The following is a 13,219-nucleotide window of genomic DNA, read 5'->3' as shown; positions in this document are numbered from 1 at the left end:
ATGGGAGGTAGTAATAATGAATCCACTTATTTTTAAAGAAGATTGTCCATTAGACCTAATTGCAGTTGGACGTTTATGCGTAGATTTAAATGCCAATGAAACACAACGTCCTATGGAAGAAACAAGAACGTTTACTAAATATGTGGGAGGATCTCCTGCAAATATTGCGATTGGTGCGGCACGTCTTGGCTTACAGACAGGATTTATCGGTAAAGTGTCCGACGATCAAATGGGCCGCTTTATTACAGGGTATCTACAGGACAATAAGATTAATACAGATCAGATATGTATCGACCGTACAGGTGCAGTGACAGGTCTAGCATTTACAGAAATTAAAAGCCCTGAGGATTGCAGTATTTTAATGTACCGCGACAATGTCGCAGATTTAAACCTTGATCCAACAGAGGTATCTGAGGACTATATTAAACAATCAAAAGCAATCTTAATTTCAGGAACAGCTTTAGCGAAAAGTCCTTCTCGCGAGGCGGTATTTTTAGCACTAGAATATGCGCGTAAGCATGATGTAGTTGTATTTTTTGATGTGGATTACCGCCCTTATACATGGCAGTCAGAAGCTGAAACGGCTGTGTATTACAATCTAGCAGCTGAAAAATCTGATGTCATTATTGGAACGCGTGAAGAATACGATATGATGGAAAAACTATTAAACTATGAACAGTCTAATGACCAAGTTACAGCTGAAAGATGGTTTTCTCATCATGCGAAAATCGTTGTGATTAAACATGGCGGGGATGGGTCAATCGCTTATACGAGAGACGGTCAATCACACCGAGGCGGTATCTTTAAAACAAAGGTGTTAAAGACATTTGGTGCTGGCGACTCGTATGCATCTGCGTTTATTTATGGCTTAATGCAAGGGCTTGAGATTCCTCAAGCGATGCGATTAGGTAGCGCTTCTGCTTCAATCGTTATTTCTAAACATAGCTGTTCTGATGCAATGCCAACAAGGGCAGAGATTTCTGCATTCATGGAAACGGCTGAGGAATTGGTATAGAAACTTTATAAATCAATAATCAAGTAAGGGCGTATCCTATTGGACGCTTCTACATTACATAAAAGGGAGAGAATGAATATGACAGTACAAACAGCACAAATTGTAAAAAACTACATTGGTGGCGAATGGGTAGAATCTATTTCTACTAAGATGGAAGCTGTATACAATCCAGCAACAGGGGAAGTAATCGCCCAGGTACCACTTTCAACAAAAGTAGATGTTGAACAAGCTGTATTAGCAGCAAATGAAGCGTTCAAATCTTGGTCTAAAACGGCTGTACCAAAACGCGCTCGTATTCTATTTAAATATCAACAACTACTAGTAGATAACTGGGAAGAGTTAGCGAAACTGATTACGATTGAAAACGGAAAAAGCTATAACGAGGCTTACGGTGAAGTTCTTCGTGGTATTGAGTGTGTGGAATTTGCAGCGGGTGCTCCTACATTAATGATGGGAAAACAGCTTCCTGATATTGCGACAGGTATTGAGTCTGGCATGTATCGTTACCCAATTGGTGTTATAGGCGGCATTACACCTTTCAACTTCCCAATGATGGTTCCATGCTGGATGTTCCCACTTGCAATTGCTTGTGGTAATACATTTGTATTAAAACCTTCAGAGCGTACACCACTTCTAGCAGCAAGATTAGCAGAATTAGCTGAAGAAGCAGGCTTGCCAAAAGGTGTATTAAATATCGTAAATGGCGCTCACGATGTAGTAAACGGTCTTCTGGAACATAAATTAGTGAAGGCAATTTCATTTGTAGGTTCTCAGCCTGTCGCAGAATATGTATACAAAAAAGGAACAGAAAACTTAAAACGCGTGCAAGCATTAGCAGGTGCGAAAAACCATTCCATTGTATTAAATGATGCAAATCTTGAACTAGCAACAAAGCAAATTATTAGTGCTGCATTCGGTTCAGCTGGTGAGCGTTGTATGGCTGCTTCTGTAGTAACAGTAGAAGAAGATATTGCAGATCAATTAGTTGGAAGACTAGTAGAAGAAGCAAATAAAATTGTAATCGGCAATGGACTTGATGAAGATGTATTTTTAGGGCCAGTTATTCGTGAAAATCATAAAGAGCGCACAATTGGTTACATCGATTCAGGTGTAGAACAGGGCGCTACATTAGTTCGTGATGGACGCGAAGATACAGCTGTAAAAGGAGCTGGTTACTTCGTTGGGCCAACAATTTTTGACCATGTTACAAAAGAAATGAAAATCTGGCAAGATGAGATTTTTGCTCCTGTTTTATCTATTGTTCGTGTGAAATCATTGGATGAAGCGATTGAAATTGCCAATGAGTCTCGTTTTGCAAATGGAGCTTGCATTTATACAGATAGTGGGGCAAGTGTACGTCAATTCCGTGAAACAATTGAATCAGGTATGTTAGGTGTGAATGTTGGGGTTCCGGCGCCAATGGCATTCTTCCCGTTCTCTGGCTGGAAAGACTCTTTCTATGGTGATCTTCATGCGAATGGTACTGACGGCGTTGAGTTTTATACAAGAAAGAAAATGCTTACATCTCGTTGGGAAAAGTAATCATTAAGAGAGAGGTAGACTCTTTCTAGTTGTTTGTAAGCGAAAGTAACGCAAGTGGTAAAACATAAGAAGGAAGTATTAGGAGTCTATCAAATTCCTAATACTCCTTTTTCATATACAGAATGACTGTTAGAGATAGAAAGGAGCAAATCACATGCAAACTGTTAGAATGACGACGGCGCAAGCATTGGTGAAATTTTTGAATCAGCAATACGTAGAGTTTGATGGAACTCAACAAAAGTTTATTAAGGGAATCTTTACGATTTTTGGTCATGGAAATGTAGTAGGCCTAGGTCAATCTTTAGAAGAAGACGCAGGGGAATTAGAGGTATACCAAGGGAGAAATGAACAAGGAATGGCAAATGCTGCGATGGCTTTTGCAAAACAAAAACATAGAAAACAAATTATGGCATGTACTTCTTCAGTTGGTCCTGGATCAGCAAATATGATTACCTCTGCAGCAACAGCCTCTGCAAATAATATTCCTGTTTTATTACTTCCAGGAGATGTATTTGCAACGAGACAACCTGATCCTGTTCTTCAACAAATTGAACAAACACATGACTTATCTATTTCTACAAATGATGCTTTTCGTGCAGTAAGTAAGTACTGGGACCGGATAAATCGTCCTGAACAATTGATGACCGCTATGATTCAAGCGATGCGTGTTTTAACGAACCCGGCAGATACAGGAGCTGTAACAATTTGTTTACCACAAGATGTCCAAGGAGAAGCATGGGATTTTCCAAGTTACTTCTTCCAAAAGCGTGTTCACCGTATTGAACGCCGTCTACCTACAAAAGCCAGCTTAGCGGATGCAGTGGAAATGATTAAGAGAAAGAAAAAGCCAGTTATGATTTGTGGTGGTGGTGTAAGATACGCAGAAGCGGCAGAAGAGTTAAAACAGTTTGCTGAAACATTCCACATTCCATTTGGAGAAACACAAGCTGGAAAAAGTGCGATTGAAAGTAGTCATCGATATAATCTAGGCGGCATTGGGGTAACGGGAAATGTAGCAGCTAATACAATTGCAAAGGAAGCGGATCTTGTTATTGGCATCGGGACGAGATTTACTGATTTTACAACGGCATCGAAACAATTATTTCAAAATGAAGAAGTTGAGTTTTTAAACATCAACATTTCAGAATTCCATGCGAATAAGCTGGATGCATTAAAGGTTATAGCGGACGCGAAAGAAGCACTTCTTGCTCTAATAGATGAACTGCAAGAAATTGATTATCAATCTAGTTATACAGTAGAAATTGCTGATGCAAAAGATGCTTGGGAAACAGAATTATCACGTCTACATAATATTCGCTTTACAGGTCAAGATTTCACACCAGAAGTCGAAGGCCATTTCGATGGGAATTTAAATGAGTATGTAGACACACTTGGTACACATTTAACACAGACCGCAGTCATTGGACAAATCAATACATTACTTGATGAAGATGCAATTATCGTTGGAGCGGCAGGAAGTCTTCCAGGTGATTTACAAAGAATGTGGGCATCAAGAAAACCAAATACATATCACATGGAGTATGGATACTCTTGCATGGGCTATGAGATTGCTGGCGCACTTGGTGTAAAGCTAGCTGAACCATCGAAGGAAGTATATGCAATGGTAGGGGATGGTAGTTACCAGATGCTTCATTCTGAGCTTGTCACAAGTCTTCAAGAAAACAAAAAAATTAACGTCTTATTGTTTGATAACTCCGGATTTGGTTGCATTAATAACTTACAAATGGGCAATGGAATGGGGAGCTTTGGAACAGAGTTTCGCTACCGAAACCAGGAAACTCGTAAATTAGACGGGGCAATTATGAAAATTGATTTTGCAGCTAGCGCAGCTGGATATGGTGTGAAAACATATCATGTTACATCACTAGAACAATTACAAGAAGCGCTTATAGATGCGAAAAAACAAACAGTTTCTACATTACTTGATATTAAAGTATTACCAAAAACAATGACAAATGGATACGAGTCATGGTGGCATGTGGGTGTTGCAGAAGTATCTAAAAGTCAAAGTGTACAAGCTGCGTACGAGAGTAAAGTAAGTAACTTGCAACAGGCAAGATCTTATTAGATTAGGGCACAAAGAGAGCTTTTTATCTATATGCATATTGTTTAAGAAGCTCTCTTTTTAATGAACAGATAAGAGAATTTGACGAAATTCTGTCACATTTTGTAAAGAGGAGAGACAAGGGGATGTTTAAAGAGAATACAATTAAGCTTGGAATTGCACCAATTGCTTGGACAAATGATGATATGCCGGAGCTAGGGGCAGAAAATACGTTTGAACAATGTATTAGTGAGATGGCACTAGCTGGATTTAATGGAAGTGAAGTAGGGAATAAATATCCGAGAAATACAGTTGTATTAAAAAAATCTTTGGAATTACGAAACTTGGAGATTGCTAGTGCATGGTTTAGTACGTTTTTAACAACGAAGCCGCTTGAAGAGACGGTAGAAGAATTTATTAAGCATAGGGATTTCTTGCATGACATGGGGGCAAAAGTCATCGTTGTTTCAGAGCAAGGGCATAGTATTCAAGGTTTAATGGATGTACCACTATTTAAAAATAAGCCTGTTTTTACAGAAGAAGAGTGGGATAAGCTTGCGGATGGATTACATCACCTCGGTAAATTAGCTCAGGAAAAGGGACTCCATATTGTATACCATCATCATATGGGTACGGGTGTTCAAACAACGGCAGAAATTGAAAAGTTAATGGACATGACTGATCCAGCGCTTGTATCTCTGCTTTTTGATACAGGTCATCTTGTTTTTTCAGGAGAAGAGCCTCTTTATATTTTGAAGAAATATTTACCTCGGATTAAACACGTACATTTAAAAGATATTCGTCAAGAAGTAGTAGATACTGTAAAGGATAACAATTTAAGCTTCTTACAGGCAGTAAAGAATGGTGCGTTTACAGTTCCAGGAGATGGCGTAATTGTATTTGATGAAGTGTTTACTATTCTTGCAAACTCTGAATATAAGGGCTGGTTTGTGGTAGAAGCAGAGCAAGACCCGGCTTTAGCGAATCCTTTTGAATACGCATTAAAAGCCCGAAAATTTATACATGAAAAAGCAGGTCTTTAATTTCTGCCTTGTGAGATTACATAAGGAGTAAAAAGACGAGACGTTTGTTTTCTATTTAATAAATAATATTGAAATAGGTGAATATGTAATGCCATTAGTTCAAATGAAAGATATTTTAATAAAGGCAAATCAAGAGAATTATGGGGTCGGAGCTTTTAGTGTCGCTAATATGGAAACGGTCATGGGAGCTATCAAAGCAGCTGAAGAGTTACATTCGCCGCTTATTCTACAAATTGCGGAAGTTCGTTTGAATCATTCGCCAATTCATATGATTGGTCCTTTGATGGTAGCTGCAGCGAAAAAAGTAACTGTTCCAGTAGCAGTTCACTTTGATCACGGTATGACTTTTGAAACAATTAAAGAGACATTAGAAATTGGTTTTAGTTCGGTTATGTTTGATGGCTCTCACTATCCGTTAGAGGAAAATATACAAAAGACAAAAGAAATTGTAGAACTTGCGAAACAGTACGGTGCGACGGTAGAGGCTGAGATTGGCAGAGTTGGTGGTAGTGAGGACGGATCAGAAGATATTGAGATGTTGCTGACAAGCACTACAGAAGCAAAACGATTTGCAGAAGAAACGGACGTAGATGCGTTAGCTGTTGCAATTGGAAATGCGCATGGTATGTACAATGGAGATCCTGCTTTACGATTAGACCGCTTGCAGGAAATTAATGAGGTAGTTCATATCCCACTCGTTTTACATGGTGGCTCTGGCATTAGTCCAGAGGATTTCAAGCAATGTATTCAACATGGTGTTCGAAAAATTAATGTAGCAACGGCAACGTTTCAGAATGTAATTGCTGCGGTTAACACTGTTGCCCTAAATACTCCTTATTCAGATTACTTTACGTATCATCAAGATGTAATTGAGGCCGTATACGAAAACGTTAAAAACCATATGCTCATATTCGGAAGTGAAAACAAAGCATAACCAGAAAAGCTTTCTTCATTAAATAATAGAAGGAACTCATAATTTAGTTAGCTGACAAAGGTAGAGAATAATAAAGTAGCCATTAAAAAAAGGGGGAGAACATCATGTTAGGAAAATTAGGTGAATTAAATGAAGGCTATAATGTATTAATAGAAATGAACGGTCAATGCAGTGATATGTTAATGGATATAGGCATATATAAGATGTCTAATGGAAAAGAAGAGTTGCTATTTGATAATAAGAATGAAACGGCAGTTCTTTTACTAGAAGGGGCAATACGTTTAGAATGGGAAGGAATGGAACAAGTTCTTCAAAGACAATCTGTATTTGAAGAAAACCCTTGGTGCTTACATGTGGCTAAAAATGTGAAGGTCACAATTACTGCTCTTTTAGATAGTGAAGTGCTCGTTCAAAAAACCGATAATAATCAAGAATTTGCGTCCAAGTTATATACTCCAAATGAGTGTCAAAGTGTTGTAGCCGGAGATGGAGTATGGGAGGGAACAGCGCAGCGTGTTATTCGTACAATTTTTGACTATAACAATGCAGCGTATTCTAATATGGTAGTAGGAGAGGTTATTTCCTACCCAGGGCGATGGTCCAGTTATCCACCACACCACCATGATCAGCCAGAGGTATATTATTATCGCTTTAACAAACCCCAGGGATTTGGATGTGCAATGGTTGGTGAGGATGCTTATCGCGTTGTACATAATAGCTTTATTACAATTCCTGGTGAGTTAGACCATCCACAAGCAACGGCGCCTGGATATGCAATGTATTTTTGCTGGATGATTAGACACCTTGAGAATAACCCATGGGATGATCGTATCATGGAGGAAGAACATAAGTGGTTATTAGAACCTAATGCGAAAATTTGGCCGGAAAAAGAATAAATGAAAATAAAGGTTCTGGGCAAAAACGATGTTACTTGCAATTGTTTTTGCTAAGAACCACTAATTTTTTGTAAATGTAGGCAGGCTCTTATGTGAGGTAACGTAAGAGCCTGTTTGCATGTTCTACCTTTTTTTATGTACAATAGTAATAAGAGATGATATAGACAGGGAGAGGAAATCCATGTCCACTAAATTAGTAAATTTACGCATTGATTTTGCTTTTAAACAGTTATTTGGAACAAAAGGAAATGAGGAAATTTTAACGGGTTTCCTAAATGCAATTTTAGAAGAATCTTTAGATGCACCTATTACTTCGCTACAATTAGATGATCCACATCTCCATAAATCTTATGAAGATGATAAGTTATCGATTTTAGACCTATTAGCAACACTGGATAATGGGACGCAAGTAAATATCGAAATCCAGCTTCGAAATACACATGATATGGTGAAGCGCTCCTTATATTACTGGAGTAAACTTTATACTTCCCAAATGCAAGAAGGAATGCCATATCGTTCACTTCGGAAAACAATTACCATTAACTTACTAGACTTTATTTTATTTTCTCAGGATGATGAATTTCATACCATCGGACAATTATGGAATACAAAATTACAGCAACTCTTAAGTGACGACATTGAAATCCATTTTGTAGAGATACCGAAATTAGTAAAACAATGGCGTGAAGAAAAAGTAAACCCATGGGAAAATACATTTGTTCGTTGGATGTTATTATTACCAGCACATGAAGATGAACATTTAACTCAAACATTGGAGGAGATTGCGATGAATCAAGATCCAATTTTACAAAAGGCAATAAATAAATGGGAAAATATGAGCCATGATTCTTCTTTCCGAACAGCATATGAAGCTCGAGAGAAATTACTTCTAGATGAACAAGCTAAGTTAGCTCATGCAGAACAAGAGGGCATGGAAAAAGGCATTGAGCAAGGTAAGATGCAGATGATTCGAGGAATGCATGAAATTGGTGTACCACTTGAAACTATTGCAAAAGCAAGTAAGTTGAGTGTGGAAGAAATAGAACGTATCTTAAAGCTAAAATAAATGTATATGAGTATACAGAACTCATGAGTAGAAAAAATAGACTTTCATTATCATAGCACGTTTAATGGGAAAGCATTGCTGAAGATTTCAGCAGTGCTTTTTCTATATCATTTAAGGAAATTATTCTTTTGTTAAAAAGTCAATTTCTTTTTATTTACAACGTATGACTTTTAATATATATGAATAAAAATATAAGCCCATATTTAAAATAAAATTTAATTATTTTAAATATGGGCTTATATAAGATGGGGATTAGCGGATACATACATATGCCCAATTACATACCTATATTTTATGTTTTGTTTTATACAACATAAATTTTATTAGAAAGAAGGTTTAAAATATGTACGAAGATTTTAATCCATATTTACCTCTGTATAGAGAGGATAATTATGGATATGATGATTCCTCAGAAAATAAATCTTTGGATAATGAATATCGTGCAACAGATTATAGTTTTTATGTTGGGCAAACAATTGCAGCTCCAGCAAATACAAGTTATTTTTCTATAGGAACTCCTATATTTATTAGAAGGACTTTTGGTCATGGTCAAAATCAACAGGTAGAGGTAATATTTCAAAGTCCCTTTGGCTTAAGAACTGTGATTATTTCTGCAATAGAGCTTGATGGTCCAATAGTTCCTTGCCCTAGCCAAAATCGTCCAACACTTCGCAGAGGAAGCACTGGATATTGGGTTGTAAAACTTCAAGAATTTCTTCAGAAGTTTGGATATTATTCAGGAAGAATTGATGGTCAATTTGGCCCTATAACTGATGGAGCAGTAAGAAATTATCAAACTAATCGTAGACTTCTTCCAGATGGAATTGTTGGTCCGAAAACTTGGTGTCAACTTGAGAGAGACGGTTTTTCTGAAGGTTCCGGTCCAATAGTTCCTTGCCCTAGCCAAAATCGTCCAGTACTTCGTAGAGGAAGCACTGGATATTGGGTTATAAAACTTCAAGAGTTTCTTCAGAATATTGGATATTATCCAGGAAGAATTGATGGTCAATTTGGCCCTGTAACTGATGGAGCAGTAAGAAATTATCAAAGTAATCGTGGACTTCTAGCAGATGGAATTGTTGGTCCGAAAACTTGGTGTCAGCTTGAGCAAGACGGTTTTATGATTCAAAGAGAAGAATTTTGCCCTAGTGAAAATCGTCCAACACTTCGTAGAGGAAGCACTGGACATTGGGTTGTAGAACTTCAAGAGTTTCTCCAAGCGAATGGATATTATTCAGGAAGAATTGATGGTCAATTTGGTCCTGTAACTGACGGAGCAGTAAAAAATTATCAAAGTGATCGTGGTCTTCTAGCAAATGGAATTGTTGGTCCAAAAACTTGGTGTCAGCTTGAGCAAGATGGTTTCCCTAAAAATTATCCTTGCCCTAGTGAAAATCGCCCAACACTTCGTAGAGGAAGCAATGGACATTGGGTTGTAGAACTTCAAAAGTTTCTCCAAGCGAATGGATATTATTCAGGAAGAATTGATGGCCAATTTGGTCCTGTAACTGATGGAGCAGTAAAAAATTATCAGAGTGATCGTGGTCTTTTAGCAGATGGAATTGTTGGTCCAAAAACTTGGTGTCAGCTTGAGCAAGACGGTTTTTAAATCAAAGGAGTTTATGGGGTTTATTTGTTAAAGTTTATAGATTATTTTAAGAGCCTTATTTATAGGCTCTTTTTTTGTATAGTTATAATAAATTTGTGAAACATTATATTTAGTAATTAAAAGGGGTGAAATAAATAATGAATAAAAAGAAAGCACTATTATGTTTGTTAGTATTTATATTCAGTTATTTTCATTTTGAAAGCTATTCTTATGCAAATATTAATGTTTCGAAAATAAGTAGAGCTGTTTTGAATCTTAAAGATATTTCTGGTTTTAATTATAATGTTTATTTTTTTGCTCCTGAAGAAATTAAGAGTGATTATTATTTTTGTGGTGGAGGTGATGATAAAGTATATGTTGGTGATTACACTTTTGCGATTCAGAAACAAGGTGAGAAAAAAATTAATATGACACCTATTATATTAAAAGGGTTTCCTTACAATGAAACTCAAAAATCGGTTTTTTCTATAAAATCTAAATCATATCCTGATTTAATTACGGTTTCACTTGAAATTGATTGCAATACAAAAGTTGGATACTTATATTATGTAAGTAAAGGAAAATTGGTACCATTAAATAGCTCTTTAAATTATGTTTTTCCACCAAGATTTAATCAAAAGAATCAGATAGAAACAATGAATTATAATAATACTGAAAATTTCCCTTGGGTCTTAAGTACTTATGTTTTAGATTTAAAAAACAATTCTTTGAAATTTGTAAATAGTAAATCTTTTTCTTTTAAACAAGGTCAAAATATGGTTGAGAATTGGTAGTGTTATTCTGATTGTATATTGAATTTTATAAAGAAATAAAGTAGTAATTATTTTGACTATTTTATAATGTTTTAAATATGAAATGTATCCAATGTATTATCCTTTTTTCGCTAATTCCAATATATCTCAATTTAATTTTTGGTGTACTATAATTAAGTATCTCTTGTAACATAGCTACATCTTTTGTTTGTTTATAGAACCAATAGCCGAAGGTTTTGTGCATGGTGTGGATACCGATGGATTCTACGCCGGCAAAATCTCCGGCTTTTTGCAATTGTTTTTGCTCAGAACCACAAATTTTTTGTCAATTTAGGCAGGCTCTACCTTTTATATCAATGATTTCGGTTTGAGACATTTTTATATACTACTTTTTGGTCAAAATTGCGTAACTTATTAATTTATAACAAAGAAAAATCCTCACAATAGGGCTTTTTTTCTTTGTTACCTGTATTTTTTATCTTTAATCATTCTGGTAAGAACTAGCACTTATATTACCTTGTTGTATAACAAATGATAGGTATGGTTAGATTTCACTCCCCTTAATAAAGTTGTGTTTTCTAAAATCTCTTATAAATGAAAAAGTGAGGATGAAAACAGAAGAGTGAATATTTAAAATATGAACTCGAAGCTTGAAAAAATTTTAAAAGTTTTAGCACACTACGAAAAAAGGAGGAGTTCTTTACATGAAACATGTTAAGGCTTTTGCAGTAAAATTTGTATCAAATCTTATCCTTTTGTCCGTCATTCTCGGTTTCTTTTTTAACATGCAATTTAGAAACATCTTTTTAATAACTCTTGTTTTATGTGCTGCAGCGTATTTAATTGGTGATTTACTGATATTACCTAGAACAAATAATACAGTGGCAACAATTATTGATTTTGGTTTGGCATTTGTAGTCATCTGGCTAATGAGTGAGAACCTAACATACGGGGATGATGAGTTGATTATGTCGCTCATCGCTGCTATTGGTGTTGCATTATTTGAATACATGTTCCATCGTTACTTGTCCAAAAGTATTCTGTCTGACAGATTAACAAGACAACGACCAGCAAACACACTACAATACCAAACAGAAGCTTCAAAAGAACTGACGCCGGTCCTTTCAGATGTAATGACAGATACTACAAACGAAATAATGAGTGATGAGGACCTTATCAAGCAAGGTTTGCTAGAAGATACTGGTAATAGACTATCTGAGGCAGACCCAGAAAATCAACCTGAACAAACTCCGAAATATCTAGGAGACGATGACTATTCAGAAGAACTGACGCCAGTTCTTTCAGACGTAATGACAGATACTACAAATAAAATAATGAGTGATGAGGATCTTATCAAGCAAGGTTTGCTAGAAGATACTGGTAATAGACTATCTGAGGCAGACCCAGAAAATCAACCTGAACAAACCCCGAAATATCTAGGAGGCGATCACTAATGGCATGTAAAATTTCAGAGCTCGGCGCTGTTATAGCAGCAGAAATTGGCAGTACCGAAACGCCAGCTGATTCAAATAAAACAAAATACGGAAAGTGGTACGGGCAAGACGGTCAACCGTGGTGTGATATGTTTCAAGCATGGTGTGCAAATCAAGTAGGGGCTACGGATATATGCGGTAAGTTTGCTTACACTCCGTATCATGCTAGTTTTTTTAAGAACAAAGGCGCGTGGTACACAACCCCGAAAAAAGGTGATTATGCATTCTTCCATAACGGCAAGCGCATTTGCCATATCGGATGGGTAGAGAAAGTTATTGATAGTAACACTGTGCAAACTATCGAGGGGAACACAGGGAGTGGTTCGAACGCTGATGGTGGACAAGTACAACGTCGCAAGCGTTCCATTAGCGGAACACCAAAGTGGAAGATTATTGGCTTTGGACGTCCTGTATATTTAGATGAGGTTAGTGCGGGAGAACCTGTTAACACCACTCATCACGTTCAAGAGTATAAGGTTAAACAAGGTGACAGCCTCTGGGATATATCACAAAAATATCATGTAAGTGTAGATGATATTAAAAAAGTAAATCCAGGTATTGACGAAAAGAATCTTCCAGTTGGAAAAGAGCTCAAGATACCTAATACAGGAGGACCTGCTAATATTCCTCCTCAAATGCAAACGTATGAGGTTAAAAAAGATGACACCCTCTATAAACTACACCAAAGATTTAATGTAAGTGTAGATGATATTAAAAAAGTAAATCCAGGTATTGACGAAAAGAATCTTCCAGTTGGAAAAGAGCTCAAGATACCTAATACAGGAGGACCTGCTAATATTCCTC

Annotated in this window: 11 protein-coding genes and 1 pseudogene; 11 read left to right on the top strand and 1 reads right to left on the bottom strand. The window is 36.6% G+C overall.

The window, feature by feature from the left end:
- The first annotated feature begins 16 nt into the window (after positions 1-16).
- From iolC to ACTFSL_RS17910, 9 genes are all read left to right on the top strand, one after another.
- Positions 17-1,015, top strand: coding sequence for a 5-dehydro-2-deoxygluconokinase (iolC, locus tag ACTFSL_RS17950; protein WP_063538490.1), 999 nt, complete (start codon positions 17-19; stop codon positions 1,013-1,015).
- Positions 1,016-1,093: 78 nt separating this feature from the next.
- Positions 1,094-2,557, top strand: a complete 1,464-nt coding sequence (locus tag ACTFSL_RS17945; RefSeq protein ID WP_063538492.1) for a CoA-acylating methylmalonate-semialdehyde dehydrogenase — start codon at positions 1,094-1,096, stop codon at positions 2,555-2,557.
- A 154-nt stretch (positions 2,558-2,711) separates the two neighbouring features.
- Positions 2,712-4,646: a 3D-(3,5/4)-trihydroxycyclohexane-1,2-dione acylhydrolase (decyclizing) gene (gene iolD / locus ACTFSL_RS17940; protein WP_063538494.1), complete on the top strand. Its 1,935-nt coding sequence runs from the start codon at positions 2,712-2,714 to the stop codon at positions 4,644-4,646.
- 122 nt (positions 4,647-4,768) lie between these two features.
- The gene (gene iolE / locus ACTFSL_RS17935) at positions 4,769-5,665 is read left to right on the top strand and encodes a myo-inosose-2 dehydratase (RefSeq protein ID WP_063538496.1); all 897 of its coding nucleotides are present in this window, start codon (positions 4,769-4,771) and stop codon (positions 5,663-5,665) included.
- Positions 5,666-5,753: 88 nt separating this feature from the next.
- The gene (locus ACTFSL_RS17930; protein ID WP_063538498.1) at positions 5,754-6,599 is read left to right on the top strand and encodes a class II fructose-bisphosphate aldolase; all 846 of its coding nucleotides are present in this window, start codon (positions 5,754-5,756) and stop codon (positions 6,597-6,599) included.
- 104 nt (positions 6,600-6,703) lie between these two features.
- Positions 6,704-7,495: a 5-deoxy-glucuronate isomerase gene (locus ACTFSL_RS17925; RefSeq protein ID WP_063538500.1), complete on the top strand. Its 792-nt coding sequence runs from the start codon at positions 6,704-6,706 to the stop codon at positions 7,493-7,495.
- 181 nt (positions 7,496-7,676) lie between these two features.
- Entirely contained in the window at positions 7,677-8,561 is an 885-nt protein-coding gene (locus tag ACTFSL_RS17920) for an Rpn family recombination-promoting nuclease/putative transposase (protein ID WP_048565539.1), read from the top strand.
- 343 nt (positions 8,562-8,904) lie between these two features.
- Positions 8,905-10,170 (top strand): peptidoglycan-binding domain-containing protein, encoded by a 1,266-nt coding sequence (locus ACTFSL_RS17915; RefSeq protein WP_063538502.1) that lies wholly within the window; start codon positions 8,905-8,907, stop codon positions 10,168-10,170.
- Between the two features lie 137 nt (positions 10,171-10,307).
- Entirely contained in the window at positions 10,308-10,943 is a 636-nt protein-coding gene (locus tag ACTFSL_RS17910; protein WP_063538504.1) for a hypothetical protein, read from the top strand.
- A 71-nt stretch (positions 10,944-11,014) separates the two neighbouring features.
- On the opposite strand, the pseudogene ACTFSL_RS17905 reads toward ACTFSL_RS17910, so the two are convergent.
- Positions 11,015-11,223 (bottom strand): annotated as a pseudogene (locus tag ACTFSL_RS17905) (tyrosine-type recombinase/integrase); the annotation flags it as partial.
- Positions 11,224-11,626: 403 nt separating this feature from the next.
- Here ACTFSL_RS17905 and ACTFSL_RS17900 point away from each other — a divergent pair.
- Together ACTFSL_RS17900 and ACTFSL_RS17895 are read left to right on the top strand one after the other, a co-directional pair.
- On the top strand, positions 11,627-12,376 hold the full coding sequence (locus ACTFSL_RS17900; protein ID WP_440042157.1) for a YndM family protein: 750 nt from the start codon (positions 11,627-11,629) through the stop codon (positions 12,374-12,376).
- The coding region (locus ACTFSL_RS17895; RefSeq protein WP_440042156.1) for a LysM peptidoglycan-binding domain-containing protein at positions 12,376-13,219 on the top strand (844 nt) is incomplete at its 3' end. The genes ACTFSL_RS17900 and ACTFSL_RS17895, both read left to right, overlap by 1 nt.

It is taken from the genome of Bacillus cereus group sp. MYBK108-1, assembly GCF_051917185.1.
GTDB classification, from domain to species: domain Bacteria; phylum Bacillota; class Bacilli; order Bacillales; family Bacillaceae_G; genus Bacillus_A; species Bacillus_A cereus.
This window is presented reverse-complemented; position numbering and strand designations above follow the sequence as displayed.

Bases quoted from the DNA above. Each gene is read 5' to 3' on its own strand.
- ACTFSL_RS17930 (WP_063538498.1), top strand. From the start codon at position 5,754: ATGCCATTAGTTCAAATGAAAGATATTTTAATAAAGGCAAATCAAGAG.
- ACTFSL_RS17920 (WP_048565539.1), top strand. From the start codon at position 7,677: ATGTCCACTAAATTAGTAAATTTACGCATTGATTTTGCTTTTAAACAG.
- ACTFSL_RS17900 (WP_440042157.1), top strand. From the start codon at position 11,627: ATGAAACATGTTAAGGCTTTTGCAGTAAAATTTGTATCAAATCTTATC.
- ACTFSL_RS17910 (WP_063538504.1), top strand. From the start codon at position 10,308: ATGAATAAAAAGAAAGCACTATTATGTTTGTTAGTATTTATATTCAGT.
- iolD (WP_063538494.1), top strand. From the start codon at position 2,712: ATGCAAACTGTTAGAATGACGACGGCGCAAGCATTGGTGAAATTTTTG.
- ACTFSL_RS17925 (WP_063538500.1), top strand. From the start codon at position 6,704: ATGTTAGGAAAATTAGGTGAATTAAATGAAGGCTATAATGTATTAATA.
- ACTFSL_RS17915 (WP_063538502.1), top strand. From the start codon at position 8,905: ATGTACGAAGATTTTAATCCATATTTACCTCTGTATAGAGAGGATAAT.
- iolE (WP_063538496.1), top strand. From the start codon at position 4,769: ATGTTTAAAGAGAATACAATTAAGCTTGGAATTGCACCAATTGCTTGG.
- iolC (WP_063538490.1), top strand. From the start codon at position 17: ATGAATCCACTTATTTTTAAAGAAGATTGTCCATTAGACCTAATTGCA.
- ACTFSL_RS17945 (WP_063538492.1), top strand. From the start codon at position 1,094: ATGACAGTACAAACAGCACAAATTGTAAAAAACTACATTGGTGGCGAA.